Source organism: Enterobacter sp. CPE_E890, from assembly GCF_046521475.1.
GTDB lineage: Bacteria > Pseudomonadota > Gammaproteobacteria > Enterobacterales > Enterobacteriaceae > Enterobacter > Enterobacter adelaidei.
In genome coordinates this window covers 3580536-3602835 of sequence record NZ_JBKFZW010000001.1, presented here as the reverse complement: position 1 = coordinate 3602835, position 22300 = coordinate 3580536, and the positions used below count along the sequence as shown (strand labels likewise).

23 protein-coding genes are annotated in these 22300 nt (G+C 54.4%); 13 read left to right on the top strand and 10 right to left on the bottom strand.

Going from position 1 to position 22300, the window contains the following annotated elements; translation table 11 throughout:
- Nucleotides 1-25 precede the first annotated feature (25 nt).
- The 4 genes from ACLHV9_RS17725 (at nt 26) to ACLHV9_RS17710 (ending at nt 4470) form a co-directional block, all read left to right on the top strand.
- Complete coding sequence (locus tag ACLHV9_RS17725; RefSeq protein ID WP_108090879.1) at nt 26-1456, top strand: 6-phospho-beta-glucosidase; 1431 nt, start codon at nt 26-28, stop codon at nt 1454-1456.
- Nucleotides 1457-1673: 217 nt separating this feature from the next.
- A complete protein-coding gene (gene upp, locus ACLHV9_RS17720; RefSeq protein WP_008501641.1) occupies nt 1674-2300 on the top strand; it encodes a uracil phosphoribosyltransferase in 627 nt (208 codons plus the stop codon).
- Nucleotides 2301-2383: 83 nt separating this feature from the next.
- On the top strand, nt 2384-3673 hold the full coding sequence (gene uraA, locus ACLHV9_RS17715) for a uracil permease (protein ID WP_049007806.1): 1290 nt from the start codon (nt 2384-2386) through the stop codon (nt 3671-3673).
- A gap of 95 nt (nt 3674-3768) precedes the next feature.
- The gene (locus tag ACLHV9_RS17710) at nt 3769-4470 is read left to right on the top strand and encodes a DnaA inactivator Hda (RefSeq protein ID WP_218064865.1); all 702 of its coding nucleotides are present in this window, start codon (nt 3769-3771) and stop codon (nt 4468-4470) included.
- 42 nt (nt 4471-4512) lie between these two features.
- Here the strand turns inward: ACLHV9_RS17710 and ACLHV9_RS17705 are convergent, their stop codons facing one another.
- Genes ACLHV9_RS17705 through celB form a run of 3 tightly spaced genes read right to left on the bottom strand, consistent with a single transcriptional unit; the run spans nt 4513 to nt 8216 of the window.
- Nucleotides 4513-5937 (bottom strand): leucyl aminopeptidase family protein, encoded by a 1425-nt coding sequence (locus ACLHV9_RS17705; RefSeq protein ID WP_108090878.1) that lies wholly within the window; start codon nt 5935-5937, stop codon nt 4513-4515.
- A complete protein-coding gene (locus tag ACLHV9_RS17700; protein WP_108090877.1) occupies nt 5937-6893 on the bottom strand; it encodes a N(4)-(beta-N-acetylglucosaminyl)-L-asparaginase in 957 nt (318 codons plus the stop codon). The genes ACLHV9_RS17705 and ACLHV9_RS17700 overlap by 1 nt, the downstream gene beginning before the upstream one ends.
- Nucleotides 6894-6896: 3 nt before the next feature.
- Entirely contained in the window at nt 6897-8216 is a 1320-nt protein-coding gene (gene celB, locus ACLHV9_RS17695) for a PTS cellobiose transporter subunit IIC (protein ID WP_108090876.1), read from the bottom strand.
- A 147-nt stretch (nt 8217-8363) separates the two neighbouring features.
- Between celB and ACLHV9_RS17690 the strand changes: the two genes are divergently transcribed.
- Nucleotides 8364-9188, top strand: a complete 825-nt coding sequence (locus tag ACLHV9_RS17690; protein WP_108090875.1) for a hypothetical protein — start codon at nt 8364-8366, stop codon at nt 9186-9188.
- Here ACLHV9_RS17690 and arsC read toward each other — a convergent pair.
- Together arsC and bepA are read right to left on the bottom strand one after the other, a co-directional pair.
- Nucleotides 9185-9541, bottom strand: a complete 357-nt coding sequence (gene arsC / locus ACLHV9_RS17685) for an arsenate reductase (glutaredoxin) (protein ID WP_108090874.1) — start codon at nt 9539-9541, stop codon at nt 9185-9187. The two genes, ACLHV9_RS17690 and arsC, sit on opposite strands and share 4 nt — an antisense overlap.
- A gap of 18 nt (nt 9542-9559) precedes the next feature.
- Nucleotides 9560-11023 (bottom strand): beta-barrel assembly-enhancing protease, encoded by a 1464-nt coding sequence (bepA, locus tag ACLHV9_RS17680; protein WP_028016132.1) that lies wholly within the window; start codon nt 11021-11023, stop codon nt 9560-9562.
- A gap of 220 nt (nt 11024-11243) precedes the next feature.
- Here bepA and ACLHV9_RS17675 point away from each other — a divergent pair, with 220 nt between their 5' ends.
- The gene (locus tag ACLHV9_RS17675) at nt 11244-12308 is read left to right on the top strand and encodes an AI-2E family transporter (protein WP_108090872.1); all 1065 of its coding nucleotides are present in this window, start codon (nt 11244-11246) and stop codon (nt 12306-12308) included.
- A gap of 95 nt (nt 12309-12403) precedes the next feature.
- On the opposite strand, the gene bcp is transcribed toward ACLHV9_RS17675, so the two are convergent.
- Both bcp and ACLHV9_RS17665 read right to left on the bottom strand, forming a co-directional pair.
- Nucleotides 12404-12874 carry a thioredoxin-dependent thiol peroxidase gene (gene bcp / locus ACLHV9_RS17670; protein ID WP_407220883.1) on the bottom strand — a complete coding sequence of 157 codons (471 nt, stop codon included), beginning with the start codon at nt 12872-12874 and terminating at the stop codon, nt 12404-12406.
- On the bottom strand, nt 12874-13443 hold the full coding sequence (locus tag ACLHV9_RS17665; protein ID WP_028016134.1) for a glycine cleavage system transcriptional repressor: 570 nt from the start codon (nt 13441-13443) through the stop codon (nt 12874-12876). The genes bcp and ACLHV9_RS17665 overlap by 1 nt, the downstream gene beginning before the upstream one ends.
- 145 nt (nt 13444-13588) lie before the next feature.
- Between ACLHV9_RS17665 and dapA the strand changes: the two genes are divergently transcribed.
- From dapA to ypfH, 6 genes are all read left to right on the top strand, one after another.
- The gene (dapA, locus tag ACLHV9_RS17660) at nt 13589-14467 is read left to right on the top strand and encodes a 4-hydroxy-tetrahydrodipicolinate synthase (protein ID WP_049007810.1); all 879 of its coding nucleotides are present in this window, start codon (nt 13589-13591) and stop codon (nt 14465-14467) included.
- 16 nt (nt 14468-14483) lie between these two features.
- On the top strand, nt 14484-15518 hold the full coding sequence (bamC, locus tag ACLHV9_RS17655; RefSeq protein ID WP_028016136.1) for an outer membrane protein assembly factor BamC: 1035 nt from the start codon (nt 14484-14486) through the stop codon (nt 15516-15518).
- 109 nt (nt 15519-15627) lie between these two features.
- Nucleotides 15628-16341: a phosphoribosylaminoimidazolesuccinocarboxamide synthase gene (gene purC, locus ACLHV9_RS17650; protein WP_014071282.1), complete on the top strand. Its 714-nt coding sequence runs from the start codon at nt 15628-15630 to the stop codon at nt 16339-16341.
- A gap of 120 nt (nt 16342-16461) precedes the next feature.
- Nucleotides 16462-17331 (top strand): neutral zinc metallopeptidase, encoded by an 870-nt coding sequence (locus tag ACLHV9_RS17645; protein ID WP_049007811.1) that lies wholly within the window; start codon nt 16462-16464, stop codon nt 17329-17331.
- Entirely contained in the window at nt 17331-19277 is a 1947-nt protein-coding gene (locus ACLHV9_RS17640) for a tRNA(Met) cytidine acetyltransferase TmcA (protein ID WP_108090871.1), read from the top strand. Before ACLHV9_RS17645 ends, ACLHV9_RS17640 begins: the two co-directional genes overlap by 1 nt.
- Before the next feature lie 73 nt (nt 19278-19350).
- On the top strand, nt 19351-20046 hold the full coding sequence (gene ypfH / locus ACLHV9_RS17635) for an esterase (protein ID WP_028016139.1): 696 nt from the start codon (nt 19351-19353) through the stop codon (nt 20044-20046).
- Between the two features lie 38 nt (nt 20047-20084).
- Here the strand turns inward: ypfH and ACLHV9_RS17630 are convergent, their stop codons facing one another.
- Genes ACLHV9_RS17630 through ACLHV9_RS17620 form a run of 3 tightly spaced genes read right to left on the bottom strand, consistent with a single transcriptional unit; the run spans nt 20085 to nt 21795 of the window.
- Nucleotides 20085-20282 (bottom strand): YpfN family protein, encoded by a 198-nt coding sequence (locus ACLHV9_RS17630; protein ID WP_014171111.1) that lies wholly within the window; start codon nt 20280-20282, stop codon nt 20085-20087.
- 24 nt (nt 20283-20306) lie between these two features.
- Entirely contained in the window at nt 20307-21434 is a 1128-nt protein-coding gene (dapE, locus tag ACLHV9_RS17625) for a succinyl-diaminopimelate desuccinylase (RefSeq protein ID WP_407220882.1), read from the bottom strand.
- A gap of 10 nt (nt 21435-21444) precedes the next feature.
- The gene (locus ACLHV9_RS17620; protein WP_049007813.1) at nt 21445-21795 is read right to left on the bottom strand and encodes an ArsC family reductase; all 351 of its coding nucleotides are present in this window, start codon (nt 21793-21795) and stop codon (nt 21445-21447) included.
- Nucleotides 21796-22182: 387 nt separating this feature from the next.
- On the opposite strand from ACLHV9_RS17620, the gene ypfM reads away from it, so the two are divergent.
- On the top strand, nt 22183-22242 hold the full coding sequence (gene ypfM, locus ACLHV9_RS17615; RefSeq protein WP_015572204.1) for a protein YpfM: 60 nt from the start codon (nt 22183-22185) through the stop codon (nt 22240-22242).
- The last annotated feature ends 58 nt before the right edge of the window (nt 22243-22300 follow it).

Sequence of the window (22300 nt, the reverse complement as noted above, 5' to 3'; positions counted from 1 at the left end):
AATAACGCAGAATGAGGGAAAGAGAATGTCAGGATTTAAAGAAGGTTTTCTGTGGGGTGGTGCGGTTGCGGCGCATCAGCTGGAAGGGGGCTGGAAAGAGGGTGGAAAAGGCGTTAGCGTTGCCGATGTCATGACCGCGGGCGCGCATGGCGTGCCGCGTGAAATCACCAACGGCGTGTTGCAGGGGAAAAATTACCCTAACCATGAAGCCATCGACTTCTACCATCGTTATAAAGAAGACATCAAACTCTTTGCCGAGATGGGGTTCAAATGCTTCCGCACTTCGATAGCCTGGACGCGGATCTTCCCGAAAGGGGATGAGCTGGAGCCTAACGAGGCTGGCCTGAAATTCTATGACGATCTGTTCGACGAGTGCCTGAAGCACGGCATCGAGCCGGTCATCACGCTCTCTCACTTCGAGATGCCTTTCCATCTGGTCACCGAATACGGAGGCTGGCGTAACCGTAAACTGATCGATTTCTTTGTCCGTTTCTCAAAAGTGGTTTTCCAGCGTTATCAGCACAAAGTGAAGTACTGGATGACCTTTAACGAGATCAACAACCAGGCGAACTTCCACGAAGACTTTGCGCCGTTTACCAACTCCGGGTTGAAGTATGAGCCGGGCGAAGACCGTGAGCCGGTGATGTTCCAGGCCGCGCACTATGAGCTTGTAGCCAGTGCACTGGCGGTAAAAGCGGGGCGTGAGATTAACCCGTCGCTGCAAATCGGCTGCATGATTGCCATGTGCCCGATTTATCCGCTGACCTGCGCGCCAGACGACATGATGATGGCGATGAATGCGATGCACCGTCGTTACTGGTTTACCGACGTTCACGTTCGCGGCAAGTATCCACAGCACCTGCTCAACTACTTTGAGCGTCGTGGCTTTGCGCTGGATATTACCGCCGAAGATAAAGCCGCGTTAAAACAAGGTTGCGTGGATTACATCGGATTCAGCTATTACATGTCCTTCGCCACCAAAGCGACGGCGGACAACCCGCAGCTGGATTACGATGAGAGCAAGAGCCTGGTCTCCAACCCATATGTGCAGAAATCCGACTGGGGCTGGCAGATTGACCCGGTGGGGCTGCGTTACTCCCTGAACTGGTTCTGGGATCACTACCAGTTGCCGCTGTTCATCGTTGAGAACGGTTTTGGTGCTATCGACGTGCAGGAGAGCGACGGCACGGTGAACGACCAGTACCGCATTGACTACCTTGCCGCACACATCCGTGAAATGAAAAAAGCAGTGGTTGAAGATGGCGTTGACCTGATGGGGTATACCCCGTGGGGCTGTATTGACCTGGTGTCTGCCGGTACCGGCGAAATGAAAAAACGCTACGGCTTTATCTTTGTCGACAAAGATAACGAAGGCAACGGCACGCTGAACCGCAGCAAGAAGAAGTCTTTCGACTGGTATAAGCAGGTGATTGCGAGCAACGGCGATAACCTGTAATTGTCGGGTGGCGCTAACGCTTACCCGACCTACACTTTCCGTAGGCCCGCGTAAGCGTAGCGCCACCGGGCAGAACCTCGCACTCAAGCCGGAGATATACCTCCGGTTTTTTTATCTTTGCTTGATCGCTGTCAAGCAAGATGGGTATGGCCTAATCCGAAAAAAGCGGTATAATCCCGCGATTTTTTTGCGGATGCCACCTCAGAGGAGAAAGAGAATGAAGATTGTGGAAGTGAAACACCCACTCGTTAAACACAAGTTGGGCCTGATGCGTGAGCATGACATCAGCACGAAGCGTTTTCGCGAACTGGCTTCTGAAGTGGGCAGCCTGCTGACCTACGAAGCAACCTCCGATCTGGAAACAGAAAAAGTCACCATCGAAGGCTGGAACGGCCCGGTGCAGGTTGAACAGATCAAAGGTAAGAAAATTACCGTTGTGCCTATTCTGCGTGCCGGTCTTGGCATGATGGAAGGTGTGCTGGAGCACGTGCCAAGCGCGCGTATCAGCGTCGTCGGTATCTACCGTAATGAAGAGACGCTGGAGCCGGTTCCTTACTTCCAGAAGCTGGTGTCTAATATCGACGAGCGTATGGCGCTGGTGGTTGACCCGATGCTGGCGACCGGCGGTTCTATGATTGCCACCATTGACCTGCTGAAAAAAGCGGGCTGCAGCAGCATTAAAGTGCTGGTGCTGGTTGCGGCACCGGAAGGTATCGCGGCGCTGGAAAAAGCGCACCCGGACGTTGAACTGTATACCGCATCTATCGACCAGGGGCTGAATGAGCACGGGTACATCATCCCGGGGCTTGGCGATGCCGGCGATAAGATTTTTGGTACTAAGTAATCGAATAACGATAATTAAGCCGACTTTGATAGTCGGCTTTTTTTTGAATAAAACACCAACAATACTACTCAGAGGAAAACACTATGACGCGCCGTGCTATCGGGGTGAGTGAAAGACCGCCGCTTTTACAGACTATCCCGCTTAGTTTGCAGCACCTGTTCGCTATGTTTGGCGCAACCGTGCTGGTGCCAATCCTGTTTCACATTAACCCGGCTACCGTACTGCTGTTCAACGGTATCGGGACGCTGTTGTACCTCTTTATCTGTAAAGGCAAAATCCCGGCGTATCTGGGGTCGAGCTTCGCCTTTATTTCTCCGGTCCTGTTGCTGCTACCGCTTGGGTACGAAGTGGCGCTGGGCGGCTTTATCATGTGTGGCGTGCTGTTCTGCGTGGTGTCCTTCATTGTGAAGAAAGCCGGTACTGGCTGGCTGGACGTGATGTTCCCGCCTGCGGCGATGGGCGCAATCGTTGCCGTTATCGGTCTGGAACTGGCCGGTGTGGCGGCGAATATGGCTGGTTTACTGCCTGCTGACGGTCAGTCACCGGATTCCAAAACCATTATCATTTCTCTGGTGACGCTGGGCGTAACGGTGTTTGGCTCCGTGCTGTTCCGTGGTTTCATGGCGATTATCCCGATCCTGATCGGGGTGCTGGCGGGTTATGCGCTCTCCTTTATGATGGGTGTTGTCGATACCACGCCAATTGCCCAGGCGCACTGGTTTGCCCTGCCAACTTTCTATACACCACGCTTTGAATGGTTTGCTATCTTCACCATTTTGCCTGCGGCGTTGGTGGTGATTGCTGAGCACGTGGGTCACCTGGTGGTGACGGCAAATATCGTGAAACGCGATCTGATCCGCGACCCGGGTCTGCACCGTTCTATGTTTGCTAACGGCTTCTCTACCATTATCTCCGGTTTCTTCGGCTCTACGCCAAACACCACTTACGGTGAGAACATCGGGGTGATGGCCATTACCCGTGTCTACAGTACCTGGGTTATCGGCGGTGCGGCCATCATTGCTATCTTGTTGTCTTGTGTGGGCAAACTGGCGGCGGCGATCCAGATCATCCCGGTACCGGTGATGGGCGGTGTTTCTCTACTGCTTTATGGGGTAATCGGAGCGTCTGGTATTCGTGTGCTGATTGAATCCAAAGTGGATTACAGCAAAGCGCAGAACCTGATCCTTACCTCCGTGATCCTGATCATCGGCGTGAGCGGTGCCAAGGTACACATCGGTGCGGCCGAGCTGAAAGGCATGGCGCTGGCGACCATCGTTGGCGTGGGCCTGAGCTTGATTTTCAAGCTGATTTCCGTGATCCGCCCGGAAGAGGTGGTGCTGGACGCCGACGAAAGCGAAAAAGCGTCACATTGATCGTAAAACCGGGCGGGCGATCCGCCCGGTTCTCTCCTTGCAGGTTCCGTGTTAAACTCCGTTCCGATTTTATGTAAGATCTGGTTGAGGTACTTCTGAACGGACCGGCACAGCTCTCTCTGCCACTTTATCTCCCTGACGACGAAACTTTCGCGAGTTTCTGGCCGGGTGATAACCCCTCTTTACTGGCTGCACTGCAAAACGTGCTGCGTCAGGAACACAGCGGATACATCTATATCTGGTCACGCGAAGGCGCGGGGCGCAGCCACCTGCTGCATGCCGCCTGTGCGGAACTTTCTGCGCGTGGTGATGCGGTAGGTTATGTGCCGCTGGATAAACGTACCTGGTTTGTACCTGAAGTTATGGAGGGAATGGAACATCTCTCACTGGTCTGCATTGATAATATCGAATGCGTGGCGGGGGATGAGCCGTGGGAAATGGCGATTTTTAACCTCTACAACCGCATTCTGGAGTCGGGTAAAACCCGGCTACTGATCACCGGCGATCGTCCGCCACGCCAGCTCAATCTGGGGCTGCCGGATCTGGCATCTCGTCTGGACTGGGGACAAATCTATAAGCTCCAGCCGCTGTCGGATGAAGACAAGCTCCAGGCGTTACAGCTGCGCGCAAAGCAGCGTGGGTTTGAGCTGCCGGAAGACGTGGGCCGTTTTCTGCTCAAGCGTCTGGATCGTGAAATGCGTACGCTGTTTGATACGCTCGATCAGCTCGATCGCGCCTCCATTACCGCCCAGCGCAAGCTGACGATTCCGTTTGTGAAAGATATTCTCAAGCTTTGAGTTTTTTGCCCGGTGGCGGCTGCGCCTTACCGGGCAAAACAATCAGACGCAATCCCTCAACAAATGCTCTACCAGCAGCGGAACTGGTCTCCCCGATGCCACGCTTCGCCCGCTCTCACGCCACAGCGCCGTACCGCTGATATCCAGATGCGCCCACGGGATCGTTGGTGGACAAAAGTGATGTAGCAGCCACGCCGCCGAGGCGCTGATTGCCGCGTTATTGCCTGGTGTATTGCAGAGATCGGCGATGGCGCTGTCGGTCTGCTTTTTCAGCCGCGTGTCCAGCGGTAGCGACCAGACTTCATCGCCGCTCTGTTTACCCGCGCGGGTCAGTGCCTGACGCAGGGGCTCATCCTGCGTCATCAATCCGCTCAGTTCATACCCCAGCGCTTTGACCACCGCGCCAGTGAGTGTGGCCATATCAATAATATAGCGCGCCTGCGGATGCCGCTTACTGGCCCAGGCAATCGCATCTGCCAGTACCAGCCGACCTTCGGCATCGGTATTGTTGATTTCAACCGTAGTGCCGTTGCAGGCGCGTGCGACCGTACCGGGCTGCATGGCATCGGGACCGATGGCATTTTCCGCCAGCGCCAGCACGCCCATGATGCGTACGGGCAGCGCCAGTTCTGCGACGGTCAGCATCAGCCCCAGCACGTTTGCCGCCCCGCACATGTCATACTTCATGGTATACATGCCCGCGCCTTCTTTCAGCCACAAGCCACCGGTATCAAACGTAATGCCTTTACCCACGTAGCAGCGCACCGGGCCCTCAGTGACTCCGTCATAGTGGATGGCCAGCAGACGTGGCGGACAGGATGCCCCTTTACCCACGGCGTGCAACAGCCCCAGACCTTGTTCAATGATTTGTGTTTCATCGAGTACTTCACATCGCAGGGCGGGGAAGTTGGCACACCGTTTTTGTGCCTCTTCCACTACATACTCAGGCGTGCAGCGATCGGATGGCATATCCGCCAGACGCCGTGCGGCCACCATGCCATGGGCAATGGCCTGCTGCTGGTGGAAGATAGCCTCGAGTCTGTCCTGCTGCTCCGGCAAACAAAGAGCGGTTATATGCTGTAGACGTACCGCTGATTCGTTGGTTTTCTTTAGCTTTAAGTCGCTGAGCCTGTGTGCCTGATTAAAGAGAAAACGCAGTACTTGCGCCAGCACAACATCGTTGATATCCGTGACGTCCAGTACCACATCAGGACTGGCGGGTGAGGCCAGGAGTGGGCGCAGCGCCGTGAGTAATTCTTCGGTCAGGCTATCGTGCCAGAGCGCATCCGGCAGTAGGGTGATTCGGGCAAAAGGCGCACAGCCAAAGCGGGTGTCCGTGATGCAATCCGGGTCACGCATCTCGGCGATAAGCGCTGTCTTCGGCAGCAGGTTACAGGTGGTACGGGCGATTAAATGGCTCTGCGGCTTCGCATCAGAAAGCGCGGTAATAAGCTGATATGTAATCATCATTGTTCCTCAATCGGCGCGCGGATCCGCGCGGCGTAAGCCTGCATCCATTCCTCATCCACGGCCTGATAATGTGTCTTCTCATGCAGACGCTCGGTGCGAAACACAGTAAGAGGCTGGCGAGCGGTAGCAACCACGAACGAGAACGTTTTGATGTTGGTCGCAGCGCCAAATTCGCCCTTGTTGTTCATGCAAACGACGGAAAGATCGCCCACACGACCGAAGCGCGACATAAGTCTGTCCTCCAGCTCAAAGACGACCGAGTCGGCAGCCAGCTGCGGCGACATTCCCTGCGCCATACGACGAACGATTTCATAGCTGGTACAGCCTTTCATCAGATCTTCACCGACGCCCGTGGCGGTGGCTGCACCGGTTTCACTGTCGCAGTAAAACCCGGAGCCAATTATTGGTGAATCACCAATCCGCCCCCGCTTTTTCATAAACAGCCCGCTGGTGGAGGTCGCGACGCTCATCGAACCTTGTTTATCGAGGCCGATAATGCCGACGGTATCGTGGCCATCATAGGGACTCAGGCCCTTGTCCAGCGTCTCCCGGCAGCGTTTGCGGTAATGCTGCATTGCCCGGTCGGTGAGCATGGTTTTGTTGGCAAAACCCTGGCTTAGCGCCCATTCCCGAGCACCCTGGCCAACCAGAAGGCTGTTATAGCGCTGGCGACTCAGCGCGTGGGCCACGCGTACCGGGTTGGCGATATCCACCAGGTTACCGACTGCGCCAAAGGCCAGCGTGTCGCCATCCATATAAGCAGCATCCAGCTCAACTTCACCGTTCTCCGTTGGCAGCCCGCCGTAACCGACAGATTTATAAAGCGGAAAGTCTTCGACGGTCGCTACGGCATCCACCACCGCCGCAGCGACCGGTTTCCCCGCAGCCAGCGCCGACGCAGACTCTGTTACTCCTTCAAGCGCCATTCGCCAGGTTGCGATAATTCCCCACATGCTTTACTCCTGTTTTGCAAGGGTGGTGTCGGATTGCGTAACGGTGGCAATTTCCGCCGCGCGGTACTGTTTGTCCACGATACGCATGAAAGGTAGATACAGCATGGCGCCAATCAGTAGGTTGATAAGCTGCATGACGCTACCGCTGAGGTGTCCGGTGACGATAAAACCGCTGATGACGGGAGGCAGCGTCCAGGGGATAAACACCCCGGTAGTGACGGCAACCGCGCCAATTTTCATTGCCACATACTGCACGGTGACCAGCACCAGTGGGACAAGATTGAAGGGAATGAGCATTATGGGGTTCATGATCACCGGCAGGCCAAACAATATTGGCTCGTTGATGTTGAACACCGATGCTCCCGCGCCCAGTCGTGCGACTTCGCGCATATTTTTACTGCGGGCAAAAATGAGCATCGCAATCACCAGCGACAGCGTTGCCCCTGCGCCGCCCATCCAGATCATGTCAAAAAATTGCTCAGTGATGATGTGCGGCGGGGTTGTGCCGGCCTGGATAGCAGCGATGTTGTCGGTCTGGTTCTCCATCCACAGCGGGCGAATAATGCCGTTGATCATCGAGCCTGAGTTAATGCCCACTGACCACAGAATAGTGATGCTGAAGACGGTCATCAGCGCGCCAAAGTAAGAGGTGCCGTAGTGACGCACCGGTGTAGCAACGACTTCATAAATGAACTGGTGAATGGTGTTGTAGTGGGTATTTTCAAAGACGATGCGAATAATCAGCACCAGAATCATCACCAGCAGCGCCGGGATCAGCGCTGCGAACGACTCCTGCACCGCTGGCGGTACGCCATCTGGCATTTTGATGACCAGATTTTTGCGCTTCAGCCAGCAGAACAGCTCCGTCCACAGCAGCGAACCAATCATCGCAACAAACAGCCCTTTACTGCCAATCCACTCAACGGGTATCACGGTGATGCCGCCGTTTTCAGCCACTTTGATAAAGGGCGTCAGGATCAGGAAAGCGACCAGCGACAGAATACCGCAGGAGATGCGATCTTCACCGTAGTGCTCGGCCAGGCGAAACGCCACCAGGAAGCTGATGAACAGCGACATGGTCGAGAACACCGCATTAAACGGGATCTCGATAATGGCACTCCAGCTTTCACCAAAGGCCTGAGACATAAACTGCTGGTAGGTTTGATTCGGGAACGACGAGATCACCAGCAGAATAGAGCCGACGATGATAAATGGCATGAATGAAACGTAGGCACCGCGAATCGCACCCAGATGACGCTGCTGAGCCGTTTTGGCTGCCAGCGGCATCAGTTTTGCTTCAAGAAATCCCAGAACATTGTTCATTGTGAACTCCGTACAAGATTGAGTGGTGTTGTTTATGTTATGTGTGTGGATTATCAGTGAAGCGTGGCGAACGAAAGGTGAAATCGGTCACAAAGCATTCGTTGATGTTATATAAGTCTTATGAGATTGGTTTTATGGAGCTTTGTGATGGAAATTAAACTGCACGCCAATGCCACGACGACACCACGCATTCGTCGCTACCTCCAGCAGTCTGATAAAAGCGACAGAGAGCTTGCGGTTGAGCTTGGGATCTCGGTGACAACCGTCAGGCGCTGGCGCAATCGCGAACAGGTTTCAGATAACCATACGACGCCAAAAGTGATACACAAAGCGATGAGACAAGAGCAGATGGCTCTGGTCAATACGCTGCGTGACATACTGGGCGCACCGCTGGATGAGTTGCTGCTTCTGGTGAATGACGTTCTGGGGATCCCCGTTTCCAGAGCGACCCTGAACCGTTATCTGAAGCCCGCCTCGGCAACACAGAAGGGGGCACCGTTGCAGGGTAAAAAGGCGCTGAAAGCAGGCATCGTGCCGCATCAGCTGGAGTTACATCATCTGCCTTTGTCGCTGCATATGGACGATGGTGGGGAGCAACACCTGCTGTGGGCACGTGAGCCGGTGAGCGGCTGGTGTTTTGCCCGGCTTTACGCGGGCGTATCACCTCAGCTCCTGACCCGCTGGGTTCAGGCGTTACTTGAAGCGTGTCCGGCGCTTATACAATCTATTGAGACTTTTGGTTTTGACATAACGCTGCCGGGGCAAGATATCGCCGTAAAAGTGCATGCGCAAAAATACAGCGCCGTACAGGTTGCAGCACCTTTACAGGACATTATCCCGCGCGTGAAAAGTGAACCTGCCGGAGAGTTGCTTATTCAGCTGTGCGAATTTTATAACCAGGGTAAAGCGCAGAAAAAGCTGGGAGACAGCACGCCGCAGGCGTTTTTGAACGCGCTGCGGCGGGGGGATTAGAGGATATCGAGTACGTCTTCCGGCGGGCGTCCAATGCGTGCGTGGCCGTTTGCCACGACTATCGGGCGCTCGATCAGCTTAGGATTTTCAACCATAGCCTGCACAAGCTCGGCCTCAGTGAGACGGGTGTCATCCAGATTGAGCGACTTATAGAGGTCTTCTTTCTGGCGCATCAGCTCTCTTGCACTTCCCATGCCCAGCATGTGCAACAGCTGGCGGATCGTCTGTGCGTCCGGTGGTGTCTCGAGATAGAGCACCACTTCCGGGTCAATACCGTTAGACTTCAGCAGGCTCAGGGTATCGCGGCTCTTGGAGCAGCGCGGATTGTGGTAAATTTTTACGGCGTCTGTCATGACGTGAATTCTCCTTTATTACATCTTCTCGTACGGCTTGAAGCGCTGTTGCAGGCCGCGAAGCTGATCGATACGCGCGTCGTAACGGGCCTGCTGGAGGCTGCCGAGTTTGACCTGCGCGCTGGCGCTGCTGAGCGCGGAAATAGCCTGGTCGAGGCGCCCCACCAGGGCAAAGCCTTCGGCACGCGCCGCCAGCTCCTGATCGCGGTTGCCCAGTTGGGCTTCCGCCTGAGCGAGCAGATCCCAGCCGTTTTGGTCGTCTTTATTATTAAAGGTGTAGCGGTTCAGAATGGTCGCCGCTTCAGCAGGTTGACCACCCTGTAAGTAAGCGTTCGCCAGGTTAAGCTGCAGCACCGGGTTGGTACGGACGTCCTTCGCCCCTTTCAGGCGATTAATGGCATCGGTGGTTTTCTTCTGCCCCAGATCGATATCCGTCGAGAGATCGAGATACCACGGATTATTCGGGTCGGCGGCCAGAAGGGGTTGCAGCGCTTTACGCGCCTCGTCGTATTTGCTGGCTTCCATCGCTTGTAACGCCTGACCATACTGCGCGGCATTCTTTTCTCGCACGTTGCCTTTCGCCAGGGAGTCCAGCAGATCGCTGGTGAGCTGGTTGCGCCCGGAATTGTACATCCCCAGCGTTCTCACTTTCGCCATGTAGAAATCTTGCGACGACTGGACCACGACCGGGCGCATCTGGTTGGCACGGTTACGCGCATCCGACAGGCGACTTTCCGGTAAGGGGTGGGTGAGCAGAATTTCTGGTGGACGGGAAGAATAACGCGCCTGATCGAGCAGTTTTTCCAGGAAGCTCGGCATGGCCTGAGGGTCAAAGCCAGAACGTTGCAGCACCTGAATCCCGATGCGGTCCGCTTCCTGTTCGTTTTGTTGCGTAAAGCTGATCATCCCCTGCCGCGTTCCCGCCAGAGTACCGGTTAATGCCGCCATCCCGGCCTGCGGGCTGGCCATTGCCAGCAAAATAGAACCCAGCGCTCCAACCCAGGTCAGCGGGGCGTTACGTTTCTGGTCTTCCATCGCTCGCGCCAGGTGGCGCTGGGTGACGTGCGAAATTTCGTGCGCCATAACGGAAGCCAGTTGGCTTTCGTTATCAGAGTAACGGAATAATGCCGAATGCAGCACCACGTTGCCGCCAAAGAAGGCGAAGGCGTTGATTTCGTCATTATTGATTAAGTAGAAGTGAAAGGGCGTTTTTACCGAGTCGGCATGCGCAACCAGACGCATCCCCAGACCGTTGATGTACTGAACAAGTAACGGGTCATTGATGAGGGGGGCGCTACCGCGCAACTGGCGAACGTAGTAATCGCCCATTTGCATCTCTTGCCCAATGGAGAGCGTGCTTCCTGCTGTGGTGCCCATGTCCGGCAATGAATCGGACGAGTCGGCAAAAGCGGGCAACACCTGACCGACCGTCAGTGCGGCAATCAGTGTCGCAACCAGTGTTTTTTTCAACTGCCTGAACATAACCACGGTCCTGTATGTTGGTTGTGCTAATTTGACCGATGAACCGGCATATCGTTCATCTCTGTTGCCTTGCGAGTGTAGCCGTGTTGCAGCATGAAGAAAATCCCATTCATCAGGCTTTTGCGATTCGTGACAGAGAGACAAAAAGCGAAAGTCTTTTTTGTGACAGTTAGATACAATTCACATCTCACTCCCGCCATTCGATTCAGGTAAGGGTTGTATGCTCGAAATGTTAATGCAGTGGTATCGGCGTCGGTTCAGCGACCCGGAAGCCATTGCTTTGTTGGTTATTCTGGTCGCCGGATTTGGCATTCTGTTCTTCTTCAGCGGTCTTCTCGCCCCCCTGCTGGTGGCGATTGTGCTGGCGTATCTGCTGGAATGGCCAACGGCACGGCTGGAACATATCGGCTGTTCCCGTCGCTGGGCGACCAGTATCGTACTGGTGTTGTTTGTCGGCATTCTGCTGCTGATGGCGTTTGTTGTCATGCCGGTTGCCTGGCAGCAGGGAATTAACCTGATCCGCGATATGCCGGGAATGTTGAATAAACTCTCTGATTTTGCCGCCACGCTGCCGCGTCGCTATCCAGCCCTGATGGATGCCGGGATTATCGACGCGATGGCCGAAAATATGCGCGCCCGCATCATGACCATGGGCGATTCGGTGGTGAAATACTCGCTGGCCTCCCTGGTCGGGCTGCTGACGCTGGCGGTTTACCTCGTGCTCGTCCCGCTAATGGTGTTCTTCCTGGTCAAAGATAAAGAGCAGATGCTGAACGCCGTCAGGCGCATTTTGCCGCGTAATCGCGGGCTGGCAGGGCAGGTCTGGGAAGAGATGAACCAGCAGATCACCAACTACATTCGCGGCAAAGTGCTGGAGATGATTGTGGTCGGGGTCGCGACGTGGATTGGTTTCCTGATCTTCGGCCTGAACTACTCGCTGCTGCTGGCGGTGCTGGTGGGCTTCTCAGTCCTTATTCCGTATATCGGTGCGTTTGTGGTGACCATTCCGGTTGTGGGCGTCGCGCTGTTCCAGTTTGGCCTCGGAACTGAGTTCTGGAGCTGCTTCGCGGTGTATCTGATTATTCAGGGGCTGGACGGTAATCTGCTGGTGCCGGTACTGTTCTCAGAGGCGGTGAACCTGCATCCGCTGGTGATTATCTTATCCGTGGTGATTTTTGGTGGGTTGTGGGGATTCTGGGGCGTGTTCTTTGCCATTCCGCTGGCAACACTGATTAAGGCCGTGGTTCACGCCTGGCCGGATGTGCCGGCGGTAGAAGACAAGTAGTTTTTGTGCGGCCTGATGGCCTCACCCCGACCCTCTCCCACGGGAGAGGGCGTAAACACTAAAAACGGCAACCTGGGTTGCCGTTTTGCTGTTTATCAGGCACTTTGTTTCAGCCAGTTCAATACCGCATCGTGGTGATTGCTGGTTTTGAAGTCATCAAACACATGTTCAACTTTACCGTCAGCGTCAATCAGGAAGCTGATGCGGTGAATGCCGTCGTAGGTTTTACCCATAAATGTCTTCTCGCCCCAGACGCCGAACTGCTCGCACACCTGATGGTCTTCGTCAGAAAGCAGCGTGAAGTTCAGCAGCTCTTTCTCGGCAAATCGTGACAGTTTTTCTGGTTTATCGGTGCTGATGCCCAGCACTTCCACGCCGACTTTTTTCAACTCGTCCATGTTGTCGCGTAAGCCGCAGGCCTGTACGGTGCAGCCGGGGGTCATGGCTTTCGGGTAGAAATAGACCAGAACACGCTGTCCCTGGAAGTCGGTCAAATTTACTTGCTCGCCGTCTTGATCCGGTAAGCTAAATTTCGGTGCGATATCACCGGCTTTCAGTGGATTCATTACTCAACTCCATCCTGTTCGTGCTGCGAATAATTGACGACGCTTATACTGCCCTGCGCGTTTAATTCTGTACAGAGGGCTTTGAACGCTTGCTCGATATTTGACGCATCCTGTGAGGCAGGGCTGTGTGCGGTAATTTGAATAAAGAGCGTGGGAACGGCGCTCTCGTCGCCCGGTTGTGTACGGGAAACGAGCTCAGCGATGTTCATCTGATGGCTGTCAAACAGCGCGGTAAAGCGCTCAATCAGATGGGGGGAATCAGGGACTTCAACCTGCACCCATACGGTCGCCGGCATGGCCGGACGCGGGCGCGCGGTGGTACGTTTCATCACGATCAGCAAATCCAGCTCCGCACCTTTCAGTGGCAGGGTAGATTCGATAAGCGTAATCGCATTCCATGTTCCGGACAGCAGCATAATAAACGTGAACTCTTCGCCCAGCATCGCCAGGCGGCTGTCTTCGATATTACAGCCGCAACTGCTCACGTGACGGGTGATGGTGTTCACGATACCCGGCCTGTCGGCACCCAGCGCAGTGATAACCAGGTAATGTTGTGATGAGGTTGTCAAACCTGTTCTTCCTTTGCATGGTTAAGTCTTCCTAAGGAAAGCATAAAAAAAACATGCATACAACCGCCTGAGGGCCTCAGGTCGCTTGCTTTTATTACAGTTCCAAACGTACCATTGAGACTCTTGTTCGCACAGAGGATGGCTCATGTTCACGGGAAGTATTGTCGCGCTTGTAACACCGATGGATGAAAAAGGTAATGTCTGCCGGTCAAGCATGAAGAAGCTGATTGATTACCATGTCGCCAATGGAACCTCGGCGATCGTTTCGGTAGGGACTACCGGTGAATCTGCAACGCTGAGCCACGAAGAGCACGGCGATGTGGTCATGCTGACACTGGAGCTGGCTGACGGACGTATTCCTGTCATCGCGGGGACAGGAGCTAATGCAACCGCAGAAGCTATCAGTCTGACCAAACGTTTTAATGACAGCGGCATTGTGGGCTGTCTGACGGTAACCCCTTACTACAACCGTCCTACTCAGGAAGGTTTGTTCCAGCACTTCAAAGCCATCGCTGAACATACTGACTTGCCACAAATTCTGTATAATGTGCCGTCCCGTACTGGCTGCGATATGCTGCCGGAAACCGTCGGTCGTCTCGCGGAAGTAAAAAATATTATCGGTATTAAAGAGGCGACAGGGAACTTAAGCCGCGTTCATCAGATCAAAGAGCTGGTTTCAGACGACTTTATCCTGTTGAGTGGTGATGATGCGACCGCGCTGGACTTTATGCAGCTCGGTGGTCATGGCGTGATCTCCGTAACGGCAAACGTTGCGGCGCGCGATATGGCTGAAATGTGCAAACTGGCAGCAGCGGGTCACTTTGATGAAGCGCGTGTCATTAATCAGCGTCTGATGCCGTTGCACAATAAATTATTTGTCGAACCCAATCCGATCCCTGTGAAATGGGCATGTAAGGAGTTGGGACTTGTAGCAACCGATACGCTGCGTCTGCCAATGACACCGATTACCGACCACGGTCGTGAAATCGTTAAGGCAGCGCTGAAGCATGCCGGTTTGCTGTAAAGTTTAGGGAGATTTGATGGCTTATTCAGTACAGAAGTCGCGCCTGGCGAAGGTTGCGAGTGTTTCGCTTGTTATGCTGCTCGCTGCCTGTAGTTCAGACTCGCGCTACAAGCGCCAGGTGAGCGGTGATGAATCCTATCTGGATGCGACCCCGCTTGCTGAACTTCACGCACCGGCTGGTATGATCCTGCCGATTCAAAACGGCGATTATAATATCCCCGTGACCAACGGCAGCGGACTGGTCGGTAAAGCGCTTGATATTCGTCCACCAGCACAGCCTCTGGCGCTGGTAAACGGGGCGCGTACTCAGTTCACGGGTGATACGGCGTCTCTGATGGTTGAGAGCGCGCGCGGTAGCACCCTGTGGCCGCAGGTGGTGAGCGTCATTCAGTCGAAGAACTACACCATTGATAAACGTGATGACGCCAGCCAGACGTTAACCACCGACTGGATCGAATGGAACCGTCTGGATGAAGATCAGCAGTACCGTGGTCGCTATCAAGTCTCCGTTAAACCACAAGGTTATCAGCAGGCGGTTAACGTTAAGCTGTTGAACCTGGAACAGGCGGGCAAACCGGTTGCAGATGCATCCTCCCTGCAGCGTTACAGCACCGAAATGCTGAACGTGATTGCTGCGGGTCTGGATAAGACCGCGACTGATGCCGCCAACGCAGCGCAGAGCCGCAACGGCGTGACGTTCGACGTTCAGAGCGGTGCGGATGATACCGGTCTGCCAATGCTGGTCGTTCGTGCACCGTTTAACCAGACCTGGCAGCGCCTGCCAGCGACGCTGGAAAAAGTGGGCATGAAAGTGACCGACAGCACGCGTTCAACCGGCAGCATCACGGCAACGTATAAGCCGCTGTCTGACAGCGCGTGGCAGGAACTGGGCGCTAAAGATCCTCAGCTTGCCTCCGGTGACTACAAGATTCAGGTAGGCGACCTTGATAACCGCAGTAGTCTGCAGTTTATCGATCCGAAAGGTCACACGCTGACCCAGTCGCAGAACGATGCGCTGGTCGCTGTCTTCCAGGCGGCATTCAGCAAATAAATATGAGGGCTGGTTAATCCAGCCCTTTTTATTTTAGTGCTACGCAAACGTGTGCGTGGCATAATATCCCCAGTTTTGAACACAAATCATCACACCAGGAGTAATGAAGATGCAGAAGCAAGCTGAGTTGTATCGTGGCAAAGCGAAGACCGTATACAGCACGGAAAACCCGGATCTGTTGGTGCTCGAGTTCCGCAATGATACGTCAGCAGGGGATGGCGCACGCATTGAGCAGTTCGATCGTAAAGGCATGGTGAACAACAAGTTCAACCACTTCATTATGACTAAGCTGGCCGAAGCGGGTATCCCGACTCAGATGGAAGCGTTGCTGTCCGATACGGAATGTCTGGTGAAAAAGCTGGATATGGTTCCGGTTGAGTGCGTCGTTCGTAACCGTGCCGCGGGCTCCCTGGTGAAGCGTCTGGGCATTGAAGAAGGTATCGAGCTGAATCCACCGCTGTTCGACCTGTTCCTGAAAAACGATGCCATGCACGATCCGATGGTCAATGATTCCTACTGCGAAACCTTCGGCTGGGTGAATAAAGAGAACCTGGCGCGTATGAAAGAGCTGACCTATAAAGCCAACGACGTGCTGAAAAAACTGTTTGATGACGCGGGCCTGATCCTCGTCGACTTCAAGCTGGAGTTTGGCCTGTTCAAAGGTGAAGTGGTGCTGGGAGACGAATTCTCACCAGACGGCAGCCGCCTGTGGGATAAAGAAACCCTGGATAAAATGGACAAAGACCGTTTCCGTCAGAGCCTGGGTGGCCTGATTGAAGCGTACGAAGCCGTTGCTCACCGTTTAGGCGTTAAGCTCGACTAACTCCCTCAGTTGCCAAAGGATGTTCGCATCCTTTGGCGTCTTACCTTTGTTTCCTATGGTAATCTTGCCGTTAACCGCCTACGATCATAGCTATTATTAATGGAATAGTTCGAGGTGGTTATGCGCTGGCAAGGGCGTCGTGAAAGTGACAATGTAGAAGACAGACGCAGTGATGGCGGTGGCGGTCCTTCCATGGGCGGGCCCGGCTTCCGGTTACCCAGCGGGAAGGGTGGGATCATTCTGCTGATTGTGGTGCTGGTCGCGGGGTATTACGGGGTCGATCTCACCGGTTTGATGACCGGTCAGCCGTTGCAACAGCAGCAACATTCCCAGCGCTCCATCAGCCCAAATGAAGATGAAGCGGCCAAATTTACCTCCGTTATCCTCGCCACAACAGAAGACACCTGGGGTCAGTTGTTCGAGAAGATGGGGCGTTCCTACCAGCAGCCGAAGCTGGTGATGTACCGCGGTGCAACCCGCACCGGATGCGGTACCGGTCAATCTGTGATGGGGCCGTTCTACTGCCCGGCAGATGGCACAGTTTATATCGATCTCTCTTTTTACGATGACATGAAACGCAAGCTTGGCGCTGACGGTGATTTTGCCCAGGGCTACGTGATTGCGCATGAAGTCGGCCATCATGTGCAAAAGCTGCTGGGGATTGAGCCAAAAGTGCGTCAGCTTCAGCAAAATGCTTCGCAGGCTGAAGTTAACCGCCTTTCGGTAAAAATGGAGCTTCAGGCGGACTGCTTTGCCGGCGTCTGGGGCCACAGCATGCAGCAGCAGGGTGTTCTGGAGTCCGGCGATCTTGAAGAGGCGCTGAACGCCGCGCAGGCTATCGGCGATGACCGTCTTCAGCAACAGAGCCAGGGGCGCGTGGTGCCGGACAGTTTCACTCACGGTACATCGCAACAACGTTACAGCTGGTTTAAACGCGGTTTCGACAGCGGCGATCCGGCGCAATGTAATACCTTCGGCAAAGCGATGTAATGGCGTCGTTTGAACAGCTGATCGGCGAGCTTGAGCGCACTGGTCAACGTCGGCTGGTGGTGCTGAGCGGTGATGAGCAATGGACGTTATCGCAGGCTGCGGCTCTGCGAGAGACGTTACCAGGAGACTGGGTGTGGCTGGACGAACAGCCATCAAAAGCCATCAGTAGCCTGCTGGGACGCGAGTTCCGGCACGCTGTCTTTGACGCCAGCGCCGGGTTTGATGTCGCCGCGTTTGCCGCCCTGAGCGGAACGCTGAGCGCCGGAAGTCTTCTGGTGCTGCGTGTTCCGCCGCTCGCGCACTGGGCTGAACATCCCGATCAGGATTCCCTGCGCTGGAGCGATAGCGCCGAAGCGATAGCCACTCCGCATTTTGTCCGCCATTTTTGCCGGACCGTTGCCGCCGATCCCGATGCGATTGTGTGGCTTCAGGGGCATCCTTTATCGCTTCCTTCTTTTCCCGATGCCCCCGACTGGCTGCCTGCCAGCGGGGGACCGCAACGCGAGCAGGCTGAGATCCTCAATGTGCTTGAGGGGATGTCGCCTGGCATCGTGGCCGTCACCGCCGCGCGCGGGCGCGGAAAGTCAGCCCTGGCGGGAATGTTGCTGAATCGCATTGCGGGCAGCGCAGTGGTCACCGCCCCAGCGAAGGGGGCGACGGATGTTATCGCCCGTTTTGCAGGAGAGCATTTCAATTTTATGGCCCCGGATGCGCTGCTGGCCTCTTCGTTGCAGGCTGACTGGCTAATTGTCGATGAAGCCGCCGCGATCCCCGGCCCGCTACTTGAAAAGTTGGTTCTGCGTTTTCCTCGCGTGTTGTTGACCACGACGGTTCAGGGTTATGAGGGGACGGGGAGAGGGTTCTTATTAAAATTCTGTGCCCGGTTTACCGGATTGCAGCGCTTCAGCTTATCGGTACCGATTCGCTGGGCTGCGGGCTGCCCGCTTGAGCGGGTCGTCGCCAGCGCACTGCTTTTTGACGATACGCTTCTCGATCGCCGCCCGGAAGGCGAGGTGTGTTTGACCTCTCTGGAACCGGAGGCGTGGGAACGCCAACCGGCACTTACGACAGGCGTTTACGAGCTACTCTGTGCGGCTCACTATCGCACCTCACCGCTTGATTTACGCCGCATGATGGACGCTCCCGGGCAGCATTTTGCCGTCGCCCAGACAGACTCAGATATCGCCGGAGCGCTCTGGCTGGTGGATGAGGGCGGGTTATCACCCGAGCTTAGCCGCGCCGTCTGGGCGGGGTATCGGCGTCCTCGTGGGAACCTGGTGGCACAGTCTCTGGCAGCCCATGGCGGATCGCCACTGGCGGCGATGCTCAAAGGCAGACGGGTGACTCGTATTGCTGTACACCCTTATCGTCAGCGGGAGGGTATCGGTCAGGCGCTGATTCGCAACGCCAGCGGTGAGGATTATCTGTCGGTGAGTTTTGGCTATACCGATGAGCTTTGGCATTTCTGGCAGCAATGCGGTTTTGTGCTGGTGCGGATGGGTAGCCATCGTGAAGCCAGCAGTGGCTGTTTTACCGCAATGGCGTTGCTGCCGGTGAGCAAGGCGGGGCATCAGTTGTGTGAGCAGGCGCAACTGCGTCTGAAGCGCGATGCGCGGGTGTTATCGGCCTGGAACGGTGAAAAGATCCCGGTGGACGATGGCTGGGAAGCTACCCTTAATAATGACGACTGGCTGGAGCTGGCCGGGTTTGCCTTTGCGCACCGGGCATTTTCAACCTCCGTCGCTGCGCTAACGCGTCTGCTGCTGAGTGTGGACACGCCTCTCCCGGCACTGCGCGATAAGATGGCAGGGAAAGCGGATGACCTCGGGCGAAAAGCGTTGCTGGCAAAGCTCCGCAGCGAAACAGCGCAAGCGCTTGAAAGTCTGGATAAAGCGCGCTGTCAGCAGCTGAAAAACGCTATTTTGCAATGGCAATTTTTTCAATGACTTCTTCAGTAAAGTGGCATGGTCATTCCCGCCGGGAGGCGTAGAATCCAGGTCATCTATTAAGGAGATCACCATGAAACACGACCATTTTGTTGTTCAAAGCCCTGACAAACCGGCTAAACAGTTACTGCTGCTGTTTCATGGTGTTGGTGATAATGCCGTCAACATGGGCCAGATTGGCAGCTGGTTTGCGCCTGTTTTTCCGGATGCCTTGATTATCAGCATCGGTGGCATAGAGCCATGTGGCCCGAACGGTCGGCAGTGGTTCTCTGTGCAGGGCGTGACGGAAGAGAATCGTCAGGCTCGTATTGACGCCGTCATGCCAGCGTTTATTGATATCGTGCGCTACTGGCAGCAGCAGAGCGGCGTGGGGGCTGACGCCACCGCGTTGATTGGCTTCTCGCAGGGATCAATCATGTCGCTGGAAAGCGTAAAAGCACAACCGGGTCTGGTGTCACGCGTCATTGCATTTAACGGTCGTTTTGCGACGTTACCGACGATCGCCACCACGCAGACGACGATCCACCTGATCCACGGTGGTGAAGACCGCGTGATTGAGCTCTCGCATGCAGTTGCCGCCCAGGAAGCGTTGATTCGCGAAGGTGGGGATGTGACGCTGGATATCGTTGACGATTTGGGGCATGCCATTGACGATCGCAGTATACAGTTTGCGCTCGACCATCTGCGCTATACCGTACCGAAGCACTATTTTGATGAAGCGCTCAGCGGCGGTAAGCCGGATGACAATGATATTGTAGAGTTTATGTGAGGTTATCCCCTCTCCTCAGGAGAGGGGAGCCAGACTGATTACTTCTTCTGGTCCTTCTTCGGCCAGTCGTCGTCATCGTCCCACTTGTCGTTAAAATCACGGTGTGGTGGCAGATCCGGCTTGTTAGCGAGAAATTTTTTATGGTCAACGCGCTTAAGATCTTTAATCACGTTAAGCAACACGCCAACCAGAAAAACTAACACCAGAATCCACCAGTATTTTGAAAGCCAATCCATTCGCTATTCCTCTCAGAGCGTTCGTCAGGCGACGAGTTGCTCCATAATGCGTTGATACATACGGGCCAGCAGTTGCAAATCTGCGGCATTCACACACTCATTGATTTTATGAATGGTCGTGTTCACTGGCCCCAGTTCGACAACCTGGGCGCCCATGCGGGCGATAAAGCGTCCGTCAGAGGTGCCACCCGTCGTCAGCAGCTGTGGCTTAATTTCATTATAGTGCTCGATGGCGTTCACTACCGCATCCACCAGTTTGCCACGCTGCGTCAGGAACGGCTGACCGGAAAGCCACCAGTCCACGGTGTAGCGCAGGTTATATTTCTCAAGCAGGGCGACAACACGCGCTTTGATCATCTCATCGGTCAGTTCAGTGCTGAAGCGGAAGTTAAACTGGACGAAGAAATCACCCGGGATCACGTTGTTGCTGCCGGTCCCGGCTTTGACATTTGCAATCTGCATACTGGTCGGTGGGAAGAACTCATTGCCTTTGTCCCACTCAATCGCCACCAGTTCGTTCAGCATCGGCGCAGCGCGATGGACCGGGTTATCGGCCAGATGCGGATATGCAACATGCCCCTGAACCCCGTGAATGGTCAGGTTACAGGTCAGCGAGCCACGGCGACCATTTTTGACGACATCACCCACCACTTCAGTACTGGACGGCTCTCCGACCAGACAGTAGTCGAGACGCTCGTTTCGCGCCATCAGTGCTTCAACAACCTTCACGGTACCGTTATGGGCACTGGCCTCTTCATCTGAGGTGATTAAAAATGCGAGACGGTTTTTATGGTTCGGATGCTGGGCAACAAAACGCTCTGCTGCCACGACCATCGCCGCCAGAGAGCCTTTCATGTCTGCCGCACCGCGACCAAACAGCATGCCATCGCGGATGGTCGGTTCAAACGGCGGGTTAATCCAGCGATCCGCATCACCTGCGGGAACGACATCAGTATGCCCGGCAAAGGCCAGAGTTTCGCCCTGACCACGCCACGCCCAGAAGTTCTGGGTATCGCCAAAATCCATGCGTTCGACGGTAAAACCGATGGCACGCAGGCGCTCAATCATTAATGCCTGACAACCTGCGTCGTCCGGGCTAAGGGAAGGACGGCGAATAAGCTGCTGAGTCAGCTCAATGACCGGGCATGACATAAACTACACCTCAACGAAAAAAGTCGGAATAAAGGGTTTCACTGAAACCCAGCAGCATAGGCTGCCCGGGCGCGCAGAGCAATGGGCGTTTGATAATTGCCGGCATCTCGAGCATCAGTTTTGCCGCGCTGTCGGCGTTATTGATGCTGGCGCGCAGAGATTCATCCAGTTTACGCCAGGTGGTGCCGCGTGTATTCAGCAGGGCTTCCCATCCCAGTTCTTTGATGGCGTTATGCAGAAATTCTGCATCAAGCCCATCGGCGCGGTAATCATGGAAGCGGTACTCCACGTTGTTCGCGTCCAGCCAGCGGCGGGCTTTTTTGATGGTGTCACAGTTTTTAATGCCGTACATCACAACCATGGTGAATCCTTTTGTTCCTGTGGTGATAAAATGTTCAATAAATTCGAAGATATATCCTTAAGCAGAATATAACACATTCAAGAATTGTCTTAATTTACTCATCATCTAAATTCAACTCACACTTGTACGCTGAATATTCTTTCAACATTTAAGCATAGATGTCCATAAGGTTTAAATTGCCAATAAACTCAGTAAGTAAAATAAAACTCACCTGCTCGTATGGTTATTTCTAAATATTGCTTGCCGTCACAAAAAATTTAAGGTTCTCCGTTCATATTTATCATAATTCTCTGACAGTGGCGGGGTATAATCACAGCAATTGGTTAAATAGTCTTCACAATGATGATACGTTTTCGTAGAATGCGCATAATAATAAGAGAGGTTGTTATGATTGAACGTGAACTGGGGAACTGGAAAGATTTTATCGAAGGCATGCTTCGTAAATGACATTCAGTAAGAATTGCAAGAGCACTTAAATAAGTAAAATAATCATAGTGTGAATTAA

Excerpts from the sequence above, each read along its gene's own strand:
- bamC (WP_028016136.1), top strand. The coding sequence starts at position 14,484 with ATGGCTTATTCAGTACAGAAGTCGCGCCTGGCGAAGGTTGCGAGTGTT.
- ACLHV9_RS17620 (WP_049007813.1), bottom strand. The coding sequence starts at position 21,795 with ATGGTTGTGATGTACGGCATTAAAAACTGTGACACCATCAAAAAAGCC.
- ACLHV9_RS17675 (WP_108090872.1), top strand. The coding sequence starts at position 11,244 with ATGCTCGAAATGTTAATGCAGTGGTATCGGCGTCGGTTCAGCGACCCG.
- bepA (WP_028016132.1), bottom strand. The coding sequence starts at position 11,023 with ATGTTCAGGCAGTTGAAAAAAACACTGGTTGCGACACTGATTGCCGCA.
- ACLHV9_RS17700 (WP_108090877.1), bottom strand. The coding sequence starts at position 6,893 with ATGTGGGGAATTATCGCAACCTGGCGAATGGCGCTTGAAGGAGTAACA.
- ypfH (WP_028016139.1), top strand. The coding sequence starts at position 19,351 with ATGAAACACGACCATTTTGTTGTTCAAAGCCCTGACAAACCGGCTAAA.
- ACLHV9_RS17645 (WP_049007811.1), top strand. The coding sequence starts at position 16,462 with ATGCGCTGGCAAGGGCGTCGTGAAAGTGACAATGTAGAAGACAGACGC.
- ACLHV9_RS17725 (WP_108090879.1), top strand. The coding sequence starts at position 26 with ATGTCAGGATTTAAAGAAGGTTTTCTGTGGGGTGGTGCGGTTGCGGCG.
- dapA (WP_049007810.1), top strand. The coding sequence starts at position 13,589 with ATGTTCACGGGAAGTATTGTCGCGCTTGTAACACCGATGGATGAAAAA.
- ACLHV9_RS17640 (WP_108090871.1), top strand. The coding sequence starts at position 17,331 with ATGGCGTCGTTTGAACAGCTGATCGGCGAGCTTGAGCGCACTGGTCAA.
- upp (WP_008501641.1), top strand. The coding sequence starts at position 1,674 with ATGAAGATTGTGGAAGTGAAACACCCACTCGTTAAACACAAGTTGGGC.
- arsC (WP_108090874.1), bottom strand. The coding sequence starts at position 9,541 with ATGACAGACGCCGTAAAAATTTACCACAATCCGCGCTGCTCCAAGAGC.
- ACLHV9_RS17690 (WP_108090875.1), top strand. The coding sequence starts at position 8,364 with ATGGAAATTAAACTGCACGCCAATGCCACGACGACACCACGCATTCGT.
- purC (WP_014071282.1), top strand. The coding sequence starts at position 15,628 with ATGCAGAAGCAAGCTGAGTTGTATCGTGGCAAAGCGAAGACCGTATAC.
- celB (WP_108090876.1), bottom strand. The coding sequence starts at position 8,216 with ATGAACAATGTTCTGGGATTTCTTGAAGCAAAACTGATGCCGCTGGCA.
- bcp (WP_407220883.1), bottom strand. The coding sequence starts at position 12,874 with ATGAATCCACTGAAAGCCGGTGATATCGCACCGAAATTTAGCTTACCG.
- uraA (WP_049007806.1), top strand. The coding sequence starts at position 2,384 with ATGACGCGCCGTGCTATCGGGGTGAGTGAAAGACCGCCGCTTTTACAG.
- ACLHV9_RS17630 (WP_014171111.1), bottom strand. The coding sequence starts at position 20,282 with ATGGATTGGCTTTCAAAATACTGGTGGATTCTGGTGTTAGTTTTTCTG.
- dapE (WP_407220882.1), bottom strand. The coding sequence starts at position 21,434 with ATGTCATGCCCGGTCATTGAGCTGACTCAGCAGCTTATTCGCCGTCCT.
- ACLHV9_RS17705 (WP_108090878.1), bottom strand. The coding sequence starts at position 5,937 with ATGATTACATATCAGCTTATTACCGCGCTTTCTGATGCGAAGCCGCAG.